The 19,317-nt window shown below is 39.2% G+C and carries 20 protein-coding genes; 19 read left to right on the top strand and 1 reads right to left on the bottom strand.

The features are described 5' to 3' along the window. Positions 1-108: 108 nt before the first annotated feature. The 19 genes from AC27FM_RS07845 (at position 109) to AC27FM_RS07755 (ending at position 18,427) form a co-directional block, all read left to right on the top strand. On the top strand, positions 109-1,545 hold the full coding sequence (locus AC27FM_RS07845) for an SLAP domain-containing protein (protein ID WP_487087182.1): 1,437 nt from the start codon (positions 109-111) through the stop codon (positions 1,543-1,545). Between the two features lie 415 nt (positions 1,546-1,960). Next, complete coding sequence (locus AC27FM_RS07840; protein ID WP_487087181.1) at positions 1,961-3,340, top strand: toxic anion resistance protein; 1,380 nt, start codon at positions 1,961-1,963, stop codon at positions 3,338-3,340. 3 nt (positions 3,341-3,343) lie between these two features. Next, complete coding sequence (locus AC27FM_RS07835) at positions 3,344-4,045, top strand: hypothetical protein (protein WP_487087180.1); 702 nt, start codon at positions 3,344-3,346, stop codon at positions 4,043-4,045. 167 nt (positions 4,046-4,212) lie between these two features. Further along, on the top strand, positions 4,213-5,259 hold the full coding sequence (gene arsB / locus AC27FM_RS07830; RefSeq protein ID WP_487087179.1) for an ACR3 family arsenite efflux transporter: 1,047 nt from the start codon (positions 4,213-4,215) through the stop codon (positions 5,257-5,259). Between the two features lie 61 nt (positions 5,260-5,320). Further along, on the top strand, positions 5,321-5,671 hold the full coding sequence (locus tag AC27FM_RS07825) for an ArsR/SmtB family transcription factor (RefSeq protein ID WP_487087178.1): 351 nt from the start codon (positions 5,321-5,323) through the stop codon (positions 5,669-5,671). A 1-nt stretch (position 5,672) separates the two neighbouring features. Further along, a complete protein-coding gene (arsC, locus tag AC27FM_RS07820; protein ID WP_487087177.1) occupies positions 5,673-6,071 on the top strand; it encodes an arsenate reductase (thioredoxin) in 399 nt (132 codons plus the stop codon). A 189-nt stretch (positions 6,072-6,260) separates the two neighbouring features. Then, positions 6,261-7,391 (top strand): GGDEF domain-containing protein, encoded by a 1,131-nt coding sequence (locus AC27FM_RS07815; protein ID WP_487087176.1) that lies wholly within the window; start codon positions 6,261-6,263, stop codon positions 7,389-7,391. A 155-nt stretch (positions 7,392-7,546) separates the two neighbouring features. After that, on the top strand, positions 7,547-8,299 hold the full coding sequence (locus tag AC27FM_RS07810; RefSeq protein ID WP_487087175.1) for a zinc-ribbon domain-containing protein: 753 nt from the start codon (positions 7,547-7,549) through the stop codon (positions 8,297-8,299). Then, complete coding sequence (locus AC27FM_RS07805; protein ID WP_487087174.1) at positions 8,292-9,311, top strand: zinc ribbon domain-containing protein; 1,020 nt, start codon at positions 8,292-8,294, stop codon at positions 9,309-9,311. The genes AC27FM_RS07810 and AC27FM_RS07805 overlap by 8 nt, the downstream gene beginning before the upstream one ends. A 167-nt stretch (positions 9,312-9,478) precedes the next feature. Then, positions 9,479-9,925 (top strand): zinc-ribbon domain-containing protein, encoded by a 447-nt coding sequence (locus AC27FM_RS07800; RefSeq protein ID WP_487087173.1) that lies wholly within the window; start codon positions 9,479-9,481, stop codon positions 9,923-9,925. Between the two features lie 283 nt (positions 9,926-10,208). After that, a complete protein-coding gene (locus AC27FM_RS07795; RefSeq protein WP_487087172.1) occupies positions 10,209-11,465 on the top strand; it encodes a serine hydrolase in 1,257 nt (418 codons plus the stop codon). Positions 11,466-11,572: 107 nt separating this feature from the next. Next, complete coding sequence (locus AC27FM_RS07790; RefSeq protein WP_487087171.1) at positions 11,573-12,439, top strand: aldo/keto reductase; 867 nt, start codon at positions 11,573-11,575, stop codon at positions 12,437-12,439. 168 nt (positions 12,440-12,607) lie between these two features. After that, positions 12,608-13,372 (top strand): lysophospholipid acyltransferase family protein, encoded by a 765-nt coding sequence (locus AC27FM_RS07785; protein WP_487087170.1) that lies wholly within the window; start codon positions 12,608-12,610, stop codon positions 13,370-13,372. 5 nt (positions 13,373-13,377) lie between these two features. After that, positions 13,378-14,190, top strand: coding sequence for a glycosyltransferase (locus AC27FM_RS07780; RefSeq protein ID WP_487087169.1), 813 nt, complete (start codon positions 13,378-13,380; stop codon positions 14,188-14,190). A 17-nt stretch (positions 14,191-14,207) separates the two neighbouring features. Then, positions 14,208-15,167 (top strand): glycosyltransferase family 8 protein, encoded by a 960-nt coding sequence (locus AC27FM_RS07775; RefSeq protein ID WP_487087168.1) that lies wholly within the window; start codon positions 14,208-14,210, stop codon positions 15,165-15,167. After that, positions 15,151-16,008, top strand: a complete 858-nt coding sequence (locus tag AC27FM_RS07770) for a lysophospholipid acyltransferase family protein (RefSeq protein ID WP_487087167.1) — start codon at positions 15,151-15,153, stop codon at positions 16,006-16,008. The genes AC27FM_RS07775 and AC27FM_RS07770 overlap by 17 nt, the downstream gene beginning before the upstream one ends. Before the next feature lie 57 nt (positions 16,009-16,065). Then, entirely contained in the window at positions 16,066-16,680 is a 615-nt protein-coding gene (locus AC27FM_RS07765; protein ID WP_487087166.1) for a TetR/AcrR family transcriptional regulator, read from the top strand. Between the two features lie 92 nt (positions 16,681-16,772). Beyond that, positions 16,773-17,924: an ImmA/IrrE family metallo-endopeptidase gene (locus AC27FM_RS07760; protein ID WP_487087165.1), complete on the top strand. Its 1,152-nt coding sequence runs from the start codon at positions 16,773-16,775 to the stop codon at positions 17,922-17,924. Between the two features lie 2 nt (positions 17,925-17,926). Further along, positions 17,927-18,427, top strand: coding sequence for a DUF4411 family protein (locus tag AC27FM_RS07755; RefSeq protein WP_487087164.1), 501 nt, complete (start codon positions 17,927-17,929; stop codon positions 18,425-18,427). Positions 18,428-18,453: 26 nt separating this feature from the next. On the opposite strand, the gene AC27FM_RS07750 is transcribed toward AC27FM_RS07755, so the two are convergent. Continuing rightward, a complete protein-coding gene (locus AC27FM_RS07750; protein ID WP_487087163.1) occupies positions 18,454-19,296 on the bottom strand; it encodes a MerR family transcriptional regulator in 843 nt (280 codons plus the stop codon). Positions 19,297-19,317: the final 21 nt, after the last annotated feature.

The following is a 19,317-nucleotide window of genomic DNA, read 5'->3' as shown; positions in this document are numbered from 1 at the left end:
TTACATTTTTTTATGAAAGCCTCACTCAAAAAAAATACTTCATGTTACAATAATCTCGAATTATAGTTATTGATGAAGTGAATAATGTTATTTGAGAGGGGTATTATCTTGAAAAAATTTAAGTTAGCAATTTTGACAGGAATTATATTTTCGACCTTGAGTATCAGTTCATTCAATAACATTGTCCCAGTAATTGCGGATGGTGTTACATCTAGTACTAAAGAGGCGGTGACGGCAAATACGATCGTGTTGGATGCTGGTGGTGATCAGTACTCTGAAAACATCGATCCTATCGCTTTGAGTGGCACTTATAGTAGTGGAGATACTCTGAATGAGGCCGACATTGCAACGGTAATGCCTATTATTAATAAGGTCTTGATCCAAAATGGTATGAACATTTCAGATGGAAATATTACCGTGGAAAGTACAGTAGGGGGTTCCTGGAAGATTCAGGTTCCCGCACAAGCAAAAGTTGGCATTCCTATTATTTTAAGTGTGTGTAATCTTAATAGCAAACTGCTTGATTCGATACCATTTAAGCTATTCGGAAATTATGATTCCCAACCTAGCACTTTGGATACAGACGATTTCACCTACTTGCAATATCAATTAACTAAAGGTGAATCATCCATTGATGCTAATGACATTACATTAGAATACGATAGTAGCGGAAATCCAAACGTTACAGTCTATCTTAAAATGCCGGTAACGTTCAATTATTTAACTAGTGATGGAACTTCCGTAGGGACTGCTTCTAAAGATTTAACATATAAAGATTTCACCACGGCAGACAGTGTAACGACTGGTAATGCTGATACTATTTCTGCCATTACTAGTTCATTACCTAAGGGATACCAACTTGCTAAAGGCAATACTTGGCAGTTGAAGAATACCGACGATAATTATTCAATTGACGTTACTGTTGATAAGTCAGCTACGAATTCGAATTCATCTAGTGGCAATGACCATTGGACTAAGACGGTAACTTTTGTGAATAAGGATACCGGTGAAACTATTAGTAAGAATCGAGTTACTGAGCAAGATGATGAGACAAAGACGCTGAGTTTGCCAGCAGGTTACGTGACATTCGATGGTCACAGTGTAGTTGAAGTCGGTCGAGATACCGACAGTACGATTTACGTTAAGAAAAGTTCGACAGCGTTTGAGGGTACCTTTGCGACTGCTCCATACAGTGGTGATGTGCAAGTTTATGACAAAAACGGTAAGGCTTCGTCACTTTATCTAGCACAGCGAACATCGTGGAAAGTCGATCGAGAGATGACTCTGAATGGTGAAAAATACTATCGTGTGGGCACAAATGAGTGGATTAAAGCTAGTACGGGTTATCTGTATACTAGCAAAGTACAAAATATCACTACGAAATCTGGTTCTTTCAAGTTGCTGTATAGTTACGATGGCAAGAAAAAGAATCGAGCTTTGACGGCAGATTCATCGTGGTATTCGGATCGTATGGCCACTATCAACAATGAGACGATGTATCGGGTCTCTACGGATGAATGGGTTAGAGCCGTTGATATCAAATAATGATTAGCGAGTGCATTCGAGAGAATGTACTTTTTTTGTGGGTTATTTTAGTGGGAATAATGCATAATTTTTTCTATAAAAAGTATGATATTAGTGATATTGATAAGTCACTTAAGAGTTGGTAGTATTATAATTATAAAACGAGGGGAGGATGTAATGAAAATACAATTCGAAGCGGAGTTACTGCAACAATCTGTGAACACTCAGCGCATCTTTACAATCGTGAGCGGGTCAACAATAATTTGTAACGAAGTATTTGGATGGTAAATCACAACAGCTTTCGCGCAAATATGATTATTCATAAAAGTGGGTGGAACAGACGCAATGTGAAACTCGCAAAGAAAACTAGTTATGTTTCGGGGGAAGCATAGAGGGTATTAATAAGGTTTCATATTAGTTGAAAGGGAGTGTCAGAATGGATATTGACGACTTGTTAAGTCCGAATGAAGATGAACTTATGAAGGCGGTTAGTCAGCCTAAAACTGTTCAAACACCAGTAACACCCGAGCCAGCGGCTCAAGCAGCTCCAACCGCTGCGGTTCCACCAGTAACACCAGTAACACCAGTAGCACCAGTAACGCCAGAAGCACCTGCATCTACAGCAGAGAGTCAACCAGCAACTGCTGCCACCAGTGTCCCATTTAGCTTAGATGATATGCTGTCTGCCGCACCTCAGGTAGCCCAAGAGCCAGAGGTTAAGAAAGAGATTTTTGAAAAGCTGAGTCCCGTTGATCAAGAGAAGTCAGTAGCTATGGCGAAACAACTAGATTATCAAAAACGTGAAACGCTATTAAAATATGGGATTAAGGTAACATCCAATATCGACAATTTTTCTAAAAAAGTTCTGGAATCAGCTCATGAAGAAACTAGTCAGAAGAATGTCAATGATGACTTACAGGCAATTGTCGCCGTATTAAAAACAGCAAATGTTCGTGAGTTATTAGATGAGCCTAAGGTAGAAGAGGTACCGGAGTCTAAAGGATTATTTGGCTTTTTTGGACATAAACCAGCTGAAAACAAGCTAGTTCAAAAGGATAAGGTAGAACGTTTTCGTGACGTCTCACAACGAATTGACGTGTTAAAGGAAAAAATGTCGATCGATCAACGTCAATTGATTAAAGATACTGAAATGCTTAAGAAATTATATGACCAAAATCTATTGTTCTTCCAAGCACTTAATATTTTTATCGCCGGTCTTGAAGTATATCAAGAACAATTAGTGACTAAAGAAATTCCTGAATTAAGACAAAAATTAGCAGAAACACAAGATGGGATGATCGGTGAGAAAATCCAAGTCGTGCAGAAGTATGTAAATGCGGTTGAACGTAAAATCTATGATTTCCGTACGGTACGACAAGTTTCACTGAATCAAGCACCGGCAATCCGTCTGATTCAAGATAACAACGTCAACTTGGTTGATAAAATTCAATCATCGATCATGATTACCTTGCCAACTTGGCGTACTAATTTCGTAACGGTATTGGCAACGATCCATCAACGTGACATGGCGCAAACGCAACATGATGTTAATGATTTGACGAATGACTTGCTAAAAGAAAGTTCAGATTTACTTCATAATACGACTGTTGATACGGCACGTGAAAATGAACGCGCTGTAATTGATATTGAGACTTTGGAATATACGCAAAATCAATTGATGGCTTCCATTGATGAAACTCTACAAATTCAGCAAGAAGGTCGTGAGAGGCGTCAAGCGTCAACACAACGGCTGAATGAACTAGAACAACAACTAAAGGAAAAATTACTGTCAATTTCTAATGGAGAGGAGCAGTAAAAGATGTTGATTGAATGGATAGTTATAATTGCACTGCTTGCTCTTGCCGTTTACTTATTTGTAATGCACAAAAACAAACAGAATAGGTTTAAAAATATCGATCCACGGCAAATCGAACGTCAAATGGTAGTTGAACATAATCAAGAGTTGATTAGGAACTATCGGAATAATCCTGCAAAAGTCAGCAAGCAATTACGAAAAGATCATGATTTGAGTAAAGAGGATCTTCAAATTTGGCAAACGGCGATAGACAAGTATTTTACAGATACTGATAGCATCTTGACCAATCTAGCTAACGAACAGTCATTGGCTAATATTGCGATCGAGAATGATCTGAAAAAATATTTTGAAGATATTGCGGCTAAACTAATTGATAAGCCAGTTAGAATCTTGGATTTTAAGATGATTATGAATAGTGTTATTCCTGAAATGTCGAATTTGATTCAACAATACATCCCAGTCTACAAGAATAATCTGATTTCAGACGATAAATCAGTATCAGATCGTTTAGAAGTTGCTAGGGAGCAAATCGCTAATTTAGCACGGACCATTGGTAGTCAGTATGGTTCAATTGTTTCGAATGAAGCTCAAAGCTTGTCGGGAAACCTATCATTATCACAAGCGCTTGTACAAAGTGAGCAAAACCGAGTTGAGCTGCAAAAAGCTCCGGAGCAAGCAACGTCATTAGATGATTTATTAAAATAACACACAAATAGTGAGCCAGATCTCAATCGAGACTGACTCTTTTTTTGTGGGTTTAAACGAATGTGCGATTTTTCACATTGACAACACATAGATATACATCTATACTTCAAATATAGATACTTATCTATACGTATTTGAGAATACTATTTTTATGGGGGATGAATGGTATGGAACAAGTTACGAAGAAATTGTCATTGTCAGACAGATACTTAACGGTCTGGATTTTTATTGCGATGGCTGTGGGAATCGGGGTCGGATACTTCTTTCCATCAGTACCAAAGGTCATCAACAGCTTAGAAGTGGGGACGACGTCTATTCCAATCGCAATCGGTCTCATCTTAATGATGTATCCAGCATTGACGAAGGTGAAATACGAAGAAATGGGACGTGTCTTCAAGGACTGGCGAGTGTTGTCATTATCACTCTTACAAAACTGGATCATCGGTCCAGTCATCATGTTCATCTTAGCGGTCGTTTTTTTACACAACTATCCGAGTTACATGGTGGGTCTCATCATGATCGGTCTGGCACGTTGCATCGCCATGGTAATCATTTGGAGTGGACTTGCTGGTGGAGATAATGAGTACACCGCGGGATTAGTTGCTTTGAATTCAGTCTTTCAGATTGTCTTCTATTCGTTCTTTGCTTATATTTTTGTGACAGTCCTACCTAGTTGGTTAGGATTACAAACCCACGCGGTCTCCATTACGATGGGAGAGATCAGTAAGTCAGTCTTCACATACTTAGGGATTCCGTTTATTGCTGGTATCAGCACTCGTTTTGGCTTGATCAAGCTCAAGGGCAAGCAGTGGTTTGAAGAGAAGTTTGTACCAAAGATCAGTCCGTTGACTTTTGTAGCGCTATTATTTACCATCTTGATCATGTTTTCAGTTAAGAGTGAGAAGATGATCGAATTACCATTGGACGTTATTCGCATCGCGATTCCACTGTTGTTCTACTTTATGATCATGTTCTTGATATCCTTCTGGATTTCAAGACACATGGGTGCGAGCTATCCGATCACGGCTTCGCTGTCGTTTTCAGCTGCTAGTAACAACTTTGAACTAGCGATCGCAGTTGCCGTCGGTGTATTCGGGATCAATTCAGGCGAGGCATTCGCAGCAGTTATCGGACCACTGGTAGAAGTACCAGTCATGATTGCGCTAGTAAATGTCGCCTTGAGTTTCAAACGGAGATATTTTGACCAAGCATAGGCAATTAAGAGGCATCTCTGAGGATTTTGATGTTAAGATAAGTAGATAATGGAGGCTCACTATGGAATACGAAAACTACATCCGCACTTTGAAAGCCATGTCGGATGAAAACCGACTGAAGATAATTGAGCTACTTTCTTGTGGGACGATGTGTGCCTGCGAAATCTTAGAACATTTTGACTTCACTCAACCGACGCTTTCACATCATATGAAGGTATTACAAACTGCCAAGATCGTTACCGCAAAAAAAATCGGTAAATGGCAACATTATACGTTAGCACCGAACTTCGTCGAAGAATTCAAGGCCAACACTGACGAATTACTAGATGATACGGAAGACTGTATTTGTCACGACGAGGATTGTCAATCAGATACTTGTCAGACTGCTTGCGTCAAACAATCAGGAGAATAAAATGAAAAAAATTTATTTCTTATGTACGGGTAACTCCTGTCGCAGCCAAATGGCCGAAGGCTTTGGGCATGAATTCTTGGATCAATGGGAAGTCGCTAGTGCGGGAGTTGAAACTCACGGACTGAATGAGTCGGCGGTCAAGGTCATGGCCGAAGTGGGAATTGATATTTCTCAGCAACATTCCAAGCTGATCGATGTGGACTATCTGAATCAGTGCGACTTAGTGGTAACGCTGTGTGGCGATGCACGTGACAAGTGTCCGATGACACCGGCTAGCGTTCAAAAACTCCACTGGCCTTTGCCGGATCCGGCTGCTGCTACTGGTTCTGAAGAGGAACGACTAGCTGTGTTTCGGGATGTGCGTGATAAGATCAAACAATTAGTATTAGACTTGAAGTAATCATAGACACGATCGGACGTTTAGTTCGATCGTGTTTTTGGATATTCTATTGATAATGTCATGGATTTTGATAATAATATGTATTATAGTTACTAATTAATGTAATATATATATTATGACAATATTTGTCAATTCCATAAATAATGTATTATAAACGCCGTTATGGCAGTAAATAAAGAGGTTTGATTAATGACATGGTCTCATTGGTTAGTGCCACCTTTTATAACGAGTGTCTTCTTTGTTCTGGGAGTTGTAACACTATACTGGGTGACGTTTAGCTGGCTTAATTTGTTTCTACACAAGAAAAAAATTAAAATTTCAGATGATACAGTCAGGACTTGGTACGGTGTCATCTATATGCTGGTATTTGTTTTTACCATTCATACCCAGGTGGCTGGGACTAGCTTGTCGTGGGTCTTCATGAACTTTGAGCTGATCGCAGTGACTTTTTGTGCCTATTTTCTCAATATCCACATACCGTATTACTTTTTCTTCCCGATCGTGATCATCTATATGTTCCTCAATAACTCACTAGGCTATTGGCAGTCTTGGGCACATGCGATCACGTTGATGATATTCTTCTGGGTACTGAATATTGTTCGAGTCAGGTATCGGAATCATCGCTATGCTGGAGCGGTTTATCTGGCAGTGATAATGCCGTTCGGAGCTTTGCTTTGGTGGTGGATGAAGCTGAAGTTCTCACTATCTTGGACGACGTTCTTGCAGGAATGGGGATATCTGGTTATCTTCGCAGTATTACTATATAGCTACGTGACGCTAGTAGTTCGCGACAACGAAATCAGATTGCAGTTAGTAGAGTTCGCCAATCATGATGCACTCACGAAGACGTTGAACTTTTCGGCATATGTGGCAGATGTGCGGAGGCTCTTCGATGACAGTGCCAAAAATGACCAACCACTTTCGATGATGATGTTTGATATTGATCATTTTAAGCAGATAAATGACACTTATGGACATTCAGCAGGTGATAAGGTGCTCAAGAAAGTGACGAAGACGGTTGAAGCAGTGCTAGCGGAGAGTGACCCCAAGGTGAAGTTGTATCGCACTGGTGGTGAGGAATTCAATATTTTATTCCCAGGCTATACCTTGTTAGAGACGGGAGCTATCGTCAATAAGATTTTTGAAGCCACGAATCAATTACAGATCGAATTGATTTCTGACACTATCAAAATTTCGATCTCGGTTGGCGTTTCGTCACTGACATCAGACGATCAGGCACCGATGGATCTCTACAATCGAGTAGATCACAATTTGTACAAGTCCAAGCGTAATGGTAGACACCAAATCACTTTGGCTTAAATTTGAAACACGTCCTTGATGGGCGTGTTTTTTTTTAGTCGTTTTTTCCTTTTTAAGAGTGTGCACGATGCCTTAAGTAGCGGGTGTATAAGGCATTTTAACTGACACTTATACTTTGGTATTTTTAACATAACAACAAATTGGAGGGGAAAAATATGAAATTTTGTAGTAATTGTGGTTTTCAAATGGAAGATGGAATAAATTTTTGTCCTAAGTGTGGCACACCGCAAGTGGCGGGGAATCCAGCAGAGACTAATGACAATCAGCCTAGCAATAATATGAACAATTCGTTCAATACTGGGGCGGTTAATCAAGGGAGATTTAACCAAAATCCCAATCCGCAACCCACTCCACAGCCAGCCCCACAACAGCCTAATTATACGAATCAAAACTATACGAATCAAAACAATAATCAAAATTATACAAATCAAAACTATACAGACCAAAACTATACAAACCAAAATTATACAAATACCATGAATAACAATCAGGGGAATTATCAACAACCACAATCATTCGAGAGTGGATTTACCATCGGACAGCCTAGTCATTTAGATTTCAATCAAAGTATAAGATACATTTTAGAACATAAATTTGATTTCAATCCAACGATTCAGGACAATCAAAAATCTATTTTTTGGTGGTCACAATTATTGTTATGGATATTAGACACAGCGCTTTCACTAATCTTTATGCCTATACTATCAGCAACTGGCTCCACTTTACTATTTATATTGTTATCTGTTGTTGCAATAGTCATAGCTTTGATGGCGATACCACCAATAATGAGAAGACTTAATTATTTAGGGAAGAACAAGAATCTAGCTTGGCTTTTCTTTGTACCGTTTGGTGTTTTTTATATTTGGTACTTGATGCTTCTTGATAGGAGTCAGCTCAATCATGCCTAAGAAAAAAATCCAACCTAGTACATGGTTGATACTTCTAGCTGTTGTAGTAGCACTGATCGTAGGTTTTTACTATATCTCCGGCTCTAACAAAGGTACTAGTAAAAACTCAAAAAATAACTTGGAGCAAATAATCAAGAAGCAAGATGCTGATGGCTTTTTGGCATTGTTTGACAGTGATCTGACTGAGTCATCGCTCAGCCAGGTAGGTGCCAAGAGTGTCTTGTCAGACTGGGATCAAAATGCGACCGAAGATGTGGACGAAGTAGTCAAAACCTTGAAGGATGGCGGTCGGGTTCCGGGCGCCTCGAACAATTATCACATTGACTATCAACCGAAGCGAAAGATGTATATTTTCAAAAAAGATGGGATGACGACTAGAGATAGTGAATTGTTGATGTCGAATAAATTAAAAGCTGCTACCATCACAGTCAATGGTAAAAAGGTCAGTTATTCTGAGTTGAAAAAGCATAAATTATTCCCAGGAGAATACAATTTCAAAGTGATACTTGATCAAGCAAAAACGTCACAAAAGATAGTTGTCTTGGGTGATGGACGGACTAAGACATTGAAACTGCCGAAAGAAAAATCTCAACCTGCCAAAGAAGATAGTGCGGATACAACTCAAGAAAATACTGATACACAGCCAGATACAGCCAGCACGAACAATGATCCGAAGTACAAAGATGCAACTCAACTGACTTCTTCTGACATTATCGGTACTTGGTATTTGGTTGATGGAGCCAATGATATTGTAGGTGCTCTACCAGAACACCTCACCGTCACAGCAACGAGTGTCTCGATTCAGCGGGCACATAATATTCAGAACAATATGAATATCGGTTCCGCAAAGTATTCTGATGCCGCCAAGGCGATGGTCTTTTATAGTTCTGATGATGAGAATATGCCGAATGGATTCACAGTGAAATTAGTCAAAAAAAATTATGAGGGTCAAGAACGAGTTATGTTGGAACAAGATGACGGCGACATGACTGGTTGGTTTATTAGACAGTGATATTTTAGATGCAATCTGCGGATTGTGTCTTTTTATATGTATTATTTAAGGAATTATGCAAGCGCTTTTATTGTATACTTACATTGAGGTGAATATATAAATCAAAAATTCAGTGGACTACAAAATTGTTTAGAAGATTAGCGGATTAATTTGGAGGAGGAAAGATTATGAAACTCTGTAAGAATTGTGGCTTTCAAATGGAAGATGAAGTTCAATCCTGTCCTAATTGTGGCGCACAACAAGTAGACAATGATCAAACTTCCGATACCCGATCCCATCTCGAACCAAAAAGAGGACTAGGCGGCACCATCATCTACATCTTTGTAAATATGTTTGACTTCAAAACGACTAAAAAAGATAGCAAAAGGTCAGTCTTCTGGTTAAATTATTTTTTAATGTGTATTTTTTCAGCTATCGTCACTTTGATAATTGGTCACGAATCCATACAGTATTTAATCTTTAATAATTTAGTAATGATCTTGGGTGTCGGATCCATGATGCGGAGACTGAATTACTTGAGGAAGAATAAAAACTTCGCTTGGCTAGCGTTATTTCCAATTGTCGCAATATATCCTTTGTTCATGATGATCGTCAGCAATAACACTGATTATTAACAAGCACAGGCAAACTTCGAAATATTGATTTTTGAAGTTTGCTCTTTTGATTTAGCCTAACTTTCTACAAAGCCTGATTAATCAATAATTTTATTGTTGGTAATAAAATATAGTGATATTCTTTAATTACATAATTGTTCTTGCTAGAGTAAGTAAGGGACTTACATTGGAACAAGTGTGACTTGTCCAGCACATCTCCTTAAAGAGGCAGTGCTGCACTGAATATAATTGCTTCAAAATAGAAATATCAGGGATTGAATACGTAACTAATAGGGGGATAATAATGAAGATTTGTCCAAAATGTGGAACGCAAAATTCAGATGATTCAACGTTTTGTGAGAACTGTGGTACGGATTTGTCAGCACGTCTAAAATCATGTCCACGCTGTCAAACTATGAATGACGAAGGTAGCCGATTCTGTGAGAATTGTGGCTATGACTTCGATGCCACTCAAAATACGGCTAAGGCCGCACCAACACCGCAACAACCACAAAAGCAACCAGTGGAAGTCAAAACTGGCTATACGGGACAAGCACCCCAGAATCCTAAGCCTGGCAACAAGTGGGTGATCATCGCAATTCTACTCTTGATAGTAGGAGCAGGTGGTTATTATATCTACTCTAGTTCTAATAAGGATTCGGGATCAGAAACACAAGTAAGTAAGCCAGCCAAGAAGAAGTCTGATTCCAGCTCAAGTAGTTCTAGCTCCAAGCCAGCTAAGAATGACAGAGACTATGAAAACAGTGTGAAGTTCAATAAATCAAAGATCCAAAGTGACGCAGAAGCGATGGTCGATTCGATCGATGCCGATACTTCGGTTTATGTCTCACCAGTCGCAAGTGGTAAGAGTGTCGAACTCCGTAACAGATCACAAAGTTCCGCAAGTAGTATCAAGATCTTCATCATGGTCACCGCATATGCCATGGCTAAGGAGAAGGTCTTCGACCTCAATGATACTCACACTCTGACTGACGATGAAAAAGTCGGTGGAACCGGTGTCCTCCAGAATATGAGCTCTGGCACTGAACTAACTTATCGTGAAATCATCGAGCATATGATCGACGATAGTGATAATACTGCCGCAAATATTATCATTGATAAGTTAGGCGGATTCGATCTGGTCAATAACAAGATCAGAAGCCTGGGTGCTACTGATACTAAGCTACGTCGGATGATGATGGACACTGATGCTATCGAAGATGGTCAGGACAACACGACTTCAGCCCGTGACATGGGAGTAACGCTCAAAAAGCTCTACAATCACAAGCTAGTATCAAGATCATATGACAGTGAGATGTTGGAGATACTTCGGAAGAATCAAAATCATAATAAACTGCCTAAGTTATTACCAAGTGATGCTACGATCTACAATAAGACAGGTGAATTTGCGGATTACGGGGTCGAGAACGATGCAGCAATCATCAAGAATAACAAAGGGGCATTCGTTGTCGTAGTCCTATCTCAAAATGGCGAAAGTGATGAACAAATCTCAGCCATGAATGATCTAGGTTTGAAACTATATCAAGATATCTTAGAATAATTTTAGTATACGTATTGAGCATACTAGTATGTCGAATCAGTAATTTTCAATTCATCTGAACGGGGTTAATATAACCACAGTAAATCAAGAAAGTTTAGGTGAATTATATGAGTGATGTACAAACAATCAAATTAAATGATGGCAATGCAATTCCAGCTATTGGTTTCGGTACTTTCAGAATCCCTAGTGACGGTTCTACATATCAAGCTGTCAAGGAAGCGTTAGCGGCAGGTTATCGTCATATTGATACGGCAGTCGCATACTTCAATGAGGCAGAAGTGGGCAAGGCCATTCGTGAGAGTGGAATTGACCGTGATCAAATCTGGGTCACTAGTAAGCTGTGGTTACAAGATTATGGTGAAGAAGCTGCTACAAAGGCGATCGATACGTCATTACAAAAATTAGGCTTGGATTATATGGACTTGTACTTGTTACATCAACCATATGGTGACGTCGCAGGAGCATGGAAGGCACTCGAAACTGCTAAAGAAGCTGGAAAGATCAAGTCGATCGGTGTATCGAATATGACGCCTAAATTGTGGAACAAATTCGTTCCAGACTTCAAGACTGTCCCAGCTGTCGATCAAGTAGAATTCAATCCATTGTCACAACAAGCTGAACTCAGAAAGTTGCTGGCTAAGGATGACGTTAGGATCGAAGCATGGGGTCCATTAGGTCAAGGTAATCAAGACTTGTTGCAATCGCCAGTGTTGACTAAAATAGCTGATAAGTATGATAAGAATGTCGGTCAAGTTATTTTGCGCTATGAGAATCAACTCAGTGTGATTGTATTACCTAAGTCAGTTCACGCCGCACGTATCAAGTCAAACTTGGATATCTTCGACTTCGAATTGACAGAAAATGAAATGGCAGAGATCGCCAAGCTTGATCAAGGTCATGGACGTCATGATCCTGACGCTCCCGGTGTGGCAGAAAGTTTGTTAAGTGCTTTTGACGTACACGCCAACGAATAAGTATTGTATTGTAGCTCTCACTTAGGTGAGGGCTTTTTTTGTTGCATTACCACTACCAAGAGACGACTTTCAATATAAAAATCGTCTGTTGTGCTTGCAAATGAATAAAAATATGTTAGGATAAAAATATAAATTGAGCGCCCGCTTAAAAAAGAAAGTGGAATAAATATGAAAGCGAAAGTGTACATTTACCAAGAGTTAACCGATGATGTGGTTTCTAGTCACGATCAAGATTATCAACTTCCCACCGATTATCGATGGGATCGTGACCGATTAAATGATCATTTGATCCATAATTGCTTGGCTGTGACCGCTGCGACTCTCAGTTATCTCTATTGTCGTTATTGGCGAATGATCAAGTTCGTTGGTCGAGACAAGCTGAAGCCGTATCGTCATGCTGGTTATGTAATGTATGGCAATCATACCCAGCAACAAGGGGATGTCTTCGTACCGTTATTCTTGATGGGGAGTCATCGGTTCAATGCGATCGCTAGTCAGGCTAATTTGGGTATTCCCATCTTGGGACGACTACTACCGTATATGGGAGTAGTACCTACACCTGAAAGAAGGCATCAATTGCGAACCTTTGAGCAAGTAATCAATCAACGGATACAGTCACATCAACACTTACTTATTTATCCAGAGGCACACTTATGGCCCTACGCAACGGAGATCAGGCCATTTGTTTCAGGAGCTTTTCATTTTCCCGTCAGTCAAGGAGTGCCAGTTTTTGTGGCTACGACGACTTATCATCCACGGTGGTGGAGCTTTCGACCGGGCATCACAGTTTATATTGATGGACCATTTGTTACCAACTATTGCTTACCAAAAAAACAACAGCAGCGGCAACTGGAAGATCAAGTACGTCATTGTATGGAGGAACGAGCTAGAAACAACACAGTTCAATATGTTCATTATCAATCAAAGGGGTGATTAAGATGAATATCTTATATTGCGGAGATAATAATGTTAAACAGGGATTGTTGATCTCACTACTGTCACTGTTAGAGCATACCAACGAACCACTGCATGTCTATGTTTTGACCGCTAAGATAACGAATGAATCGCAGCCGATCAGTGATCATACGATAAGTTACTTAGATCAGCTAGTTAAACGATCAAGAACTGATAATCAAGTACTAAAACTCGATATTACTGAACAAGTTGAGTCAACGCCACCCACGGCTAATTTTGAGACCATCTTTACACCGAGTTGTATGTTGAGATTGTACGCGGATCAAGTACCAGAATTACCAGACAGATTGCTGTACTTAGATACAGATGTTATTTGTCGCAAGGACTTTACTGAGTTTTATCATCAGAATATCCAAGGATATGAGTTAGCGGGAGTATTGGATCACTATGGTCAATGGCTCTTTTATCGTCGCTGGCCACGCAGAGATTATCTCAATTCCGGAGTTTTATTGTTGAACCTAAAGACGATTCGGCAGACGCAGTTGTTCCAGAAATGTCGTGATCGTTGTCAAACGACCAAGATGTTCATGCCTGATCAATCGTCATTGAACAAATTAGTCCAATGCAAGCGGACGGTACCGAGACGTTTTAACGAACAACGCCGTTTGAAGTCTACGACTGTTTTTCAACACTTCACTACTAGTTTTCGTTTCTTCCCTTGGGTACATACGTTGACCGTCAAACCTTGGCAAGTTGAACAAATGCACAACAAGCTGAAGTTATATGCATACGATGACTTATTAGATGAATATCAAAATCTAGAAGCTAATTTATAATCAAAGGAGCATTCAAAATGCTAAATAAAACAATCCCCGTCTTCTACTCGATCGATGATAAATATGCCCCATTCCTGTCAGTATCATTGCTATCACTATCTGCCAATTCTTCACCAGAATACGACTATCAAGTAACCATTCTTTATCAAGAATTGAATCAGACTAATCAAGCTAATTTGGCAGACTTAGCGACTGACAATGTTCATATCCAGTTTGTGGCAATGGATGACTTACAAAACAAAATGGCCGGCAAACAACGTAAGTTACGAAGTGATTACTTCACATGGACGATTTATTTCAGATTGTTCATCGCTGACCTCTTCCCTGAATATGACCGTGGTATATACTTTGACGCCGATACGATCATCAATACCGACTTGAGCGAATTATTCAATCTGGATCTACAAGGTAATTGGGTCGCTGCTGTACCAGAAACATTCGCCGCCAGCTATCCAGCTACAGCTGACTATGTACAAGAGGCATTACATCTACCGATCGAACATTATTTCAACTCTGGAATGATGTTGTTGGATCTAGCAGCATTGCGTGAGCACAAATTCAGTGATACCTTCTTATCATTGTTCAACGCCTATCACTTCGATGTGATGGCTCCAGACCAAGACTATTTGAATCTGATGTTGTGTCAGCACGTGATGTTCTTACCTAGAAAATGGAATTCGATGCACGATGAGAATATGACGTATGATCCACAGATCATTCATTATGTGTTGTTCAAGAAGCCATGGCACTATGCCGATCTTCCTAATGAGCAATATTTCTGGGATTATGCCAAACTATCTAACTACTATCCGGAGATCAAACAGGCGGCTGAGACCTTTACTGACGATGATAAGACGGTTGATGAGAATAACTTAGAAGGTATTTTCTCAGGGGCACGAAGTATTGTTTCAACTGGAGCTACTAGTGAGCTCGTACTAAAAAGTCGAAGAGATGATAATTATGATTATTGGAGATAGCAAGAAGGATGTTGTAGCTAATATTCAAAAGGCTACTCAAGAGTCGAGATTCAACGATAAGGTCGAAGTAGATGATCCGGTATTCGACAATAAGACACGTGAGCAGGTTATTGCTAAGTATATGAGTAATTACGGCACGTGGAAGTATTATCTTAATAATATAGTAGCCAGAAGTGTGGCTGAGAGTGCAACTTGGATGCTCAATCGTCACACTAAGATCGAAGGATTGGAGAATCTAGCACCAGTCACTGGTGGCGCCATTATTACTAGCAATCACTTCAATCCGTTGGAAAATACCGCCATTCGGACGATGGTCCACGCTCGCAAACGTCATCAGCGGCTATATATTGTCAGTGAAGACACTAATCTAGCGATGAGTGGAGCAATTGGCTATTTGATGCGCAACTATGATACGATTCCCATCAGCGCCAATACTGATTACATGGGACATACTTTTACTGATATGTTGGAGCAGGCATTAGATGCTGGACAGTTGGTTTTGATTTATCCAGAACAAGAAATGTGGTTCAATTATCGTAAGCCACGTCCGGTCAAGCGTGGAGCCTATTACTATGCGGCACGGTTTAATGTTCCGATCATCTCTTGTTTCGTGGAAATGAAAAAAATCTCCAAAGTTGATAATGATGAATTCGACCACGTGCGCTATGTCGTGCACGTCCTACCACCGATTTTCCACGATTCAGAGCAGAGCGTTCGTAAGAATAGTTTTCAGATGATGCAACAAGATTATCAACAGAAGAAAGATGCGTATGAGAGATGTTATCATCAACCATTGACTTATACATTTCAGCCGGACGATATCGTTGGCTGGAGAGGCTAGGATGATTGTTGGTGTTATAATTGTAAGAGCAAATTATGATTGAACAGAGGACAGTTGATGAAAAAAAGTGAAGAGCAAAAAGCTAAGATTATCCATATTGCTCGTGATAATTTCGCTGAAAAAGGATTTGAAGCAACTACAACTAGACAAATAAATCGAGAAGCCGATATTGCCGAAGGATTGTTGTATTATTATTTCCCAAAGGGTAAGCGGGAGATACTAGACACGATCGTTCATGAGAATGTCACAAAGCGAATGCAAGTGTTCGAATCCACTAGTAATGAGGTGCCTTGGACACGTGATAACGCTGAAGAGCGACTCATAAAAGTGTTCGAGAACATGTGGGGCTCTCTCAAAAATGAAGAAGGTTATCAAGCATTCATTATTACCATTCGCGAACGTAACTTACTATCGGATGAGCAGTCTGAATGGTTGATCAAGCAGATAGTCGGAATCAGCGATAAAGTGGTTCGACTTATGGAAGTCTTCAAGGATGATCTGCGCGATGATGACATGGAATTGGCAGATTTGGTTTCTATCATCATGTCAATGTTTCAGCGTGTGATGTATGAAGACCTCTTGGTTCGCAATCGGCGCAGTTTGAGTGTCGAAAGAAAAGAGTGGCTTGCACGAGAAGTTCATTTTGTATTATCTATTGCTTTGAAAAATTAAAAGACTCTGACAAAATTTGTCAGAGTCTTTTTTGAGTTAATTACTAGCTTAATTATGATAGAATTCATTTAAGATATGGAGGTGAGGTAGGAATGACACTTAAAATGAGAGTGCCTGTGGAAAAGGCTGTAATTCAATGGGCAATCAATAACGGAGAGAAAAGTGATTTGGAATTACAAAAGAAATATGCAGTAGAAAAATGGAAAAATCCCAAAACAGATCATGACTACCCGACCTTTAAACAATTACAAGATTTTAGTCAGGATACTCGTATTCCATTTAATTATTTTTTTAAGAAGACCATACCAGAAGAAAAACATTCTTTTGTAAAATATAGAACCATTGATAATGCAGATGTCCATCCTAGTCGCCGTTTGATCGACACGATCAATGATATGGAGTCAAGACAAGCGTGGATGAGACAATACTTAATAGAGCAAAATTCTAAGAAACAATTTGAATTACTATATAAATTAAATACGCAAATGAGTGATGTTAATGCTGCCGCTATTGTCATGGATATGTTAGATGCCACGGATATTTTTGAAGTTACGATGGATGACGGTCAGTTTTTCAATTTTATTCGTGAACGCATCAGTTCATTAGGAGTTATGGTCATGCAGAACGGAATTGTTGGAAGTAATACACATCGACCGTTAGATGTAGATGAGTTTAGAGCGTTCGTATTGATCGATGATGTAGCACCGTTGATTTTTATCAATAGTGTGGATGCCAAGAAGGCCAAGATTTTTTCTTTGGTACATGAATTCATACATGTTTTGCTAGGGAAAAGCGAAATATTAAATGTTACTCCGGATGTGAATATAAAAGATGAACGTTGGATCAATGCAGTTACGATTAATTTTTTGATGCCTAAGAAGTTAGTGATGAATGAATTGAACGATAGTCTTTCTGCCCACGAAAACATAGAAAAATTATCTAAGAAGTTTCACACTAGCGTTCTAGCCACGGCTATCAGAACTAATGAATTACAAATTTTTGGACCAGAAGAGATTAAATGGGCTAAAGAAAAACAAGTTGAGAATCTGAAGTTGAAGAACCAGTCATCTGGTGGAAATTATTATAATAGCGTAATATCCAAATTGGATAAGCGATACGCTAACGCAGTCATTAATAACGAATTTATGGGGAATATCCCTATGGCAACTGCAGCATCAATGATTGGAGTAACACTAAAAACATATTCCGATACCGTTGACCGTATCATCGGTCAGGGGGGTTAAGTATGCAATATTTACTAGATTCAAATTCACTTATTGATGCCAACTCTAAGTGGTATCAGCCTGATGTATTCCCTTCTGTGTGGTCATTTTTGGCTAATCATAAGGATGTGAAGATGGAGAGCTTTGTATATAACGAAATAAAATATCCTTCTGAATTGCTCCAATGGACTACTGATAATTTTAAAACTGAAAAAATAGAGCCAACGCAAGATACAATTAAAGTGTACACTGAAATTATGGACTGGTTATCTGAATCCAAGCGATGGGGGCAAGCTGGAATTGCAAAGTGGCAAACACCGTATAAGGCAGATCCATGGCTGATTGCTACTGCAAAAATAAATAATCAAATTATTGTTACACAAGATGGGACTGGTCGTTTGTCCCTCCCAGATATCGGTTCTAATTCAGGTAACGAACCTAAAATCAGTTCTGTCGCCAATCAATTTAATGTTGAAACGATTACTATTTATCAGTTATTAGCTAATTTAAAATTATTTTTATAAGTATATAAAAAATCTGAGTGATTAATTCACTCAGATTTTTTTGTGGACAATAGTATGCGCAGTTCGGTTATAAAATCATCTGCAGTCTGATAGTCATATCCATTGGCTAAGGATATTTCATAAATCAAATTATTTTTATTACCATTTAAGTTTTGATATGCGTTTATTAATTTTTGCAAGTAGACTAAGTAATCTTTTCGCGACCATTTAAAAGCGATACAGAGATAATTACCAGCAGGGATGAGTTGCTTGTTGCTCTGCGGTAATTCTAAGTTATCATCAAAAACTTGCGTGAAGATGAACTGATATTGGACTGACTGGGTGGACTGATAATCCTTGAATGGATAGGCACAGCCGTATTGAAGATTGGCGATCGTGCCATTGTCTCTGACAATCTTTGCTAACTGACTGAAGGAAACATCCGGATAAGCTAGTGGCGTGAGTGGTTTCTTACAATCGATTTTGGCGATATAAGTATCATCGATCGGGCGCTGATATATCGTCCCCAATTTATTATCAGCTAGGAATTGTTTAAGTTCTAGTTGTTGTTGCTGACCCTTGACCAACTGCTTGATTTGTTGCAATTCTTGGATTTTGCGGTCTAGCTCAGATTCTTGTTGCTCCAAAAAAATTATTTGTTCAGGGGTGGAACTGTTCATCAGCTGTTGAATCTGCTTGATAGAAAAATCAATGAAGCGTAGATATTTGATAGTGTTTAATTTAAAAATCTGCTTGATGTCGTAGTAACGATAATTGTTATTAGGATCGATATAGATCGGTTTGAAAAGGTTGATACGGTCATAAAAACGTAATGTTTGAATGGAAACACCAGTTAAGTTTGATAGCTCTCCGATTGAAAAATTTGCCATTATTTCCTCCTAAACGGTTGA

It is taken from the genome of Companilactobacillus sp. y65-5 (assembly GCF_057541095.1).
The sequence above is the reverse complement of the archived record's forward strand: the minus strand, read 5'-3'. Positions and strand labels throughout refer to the sequence as shown.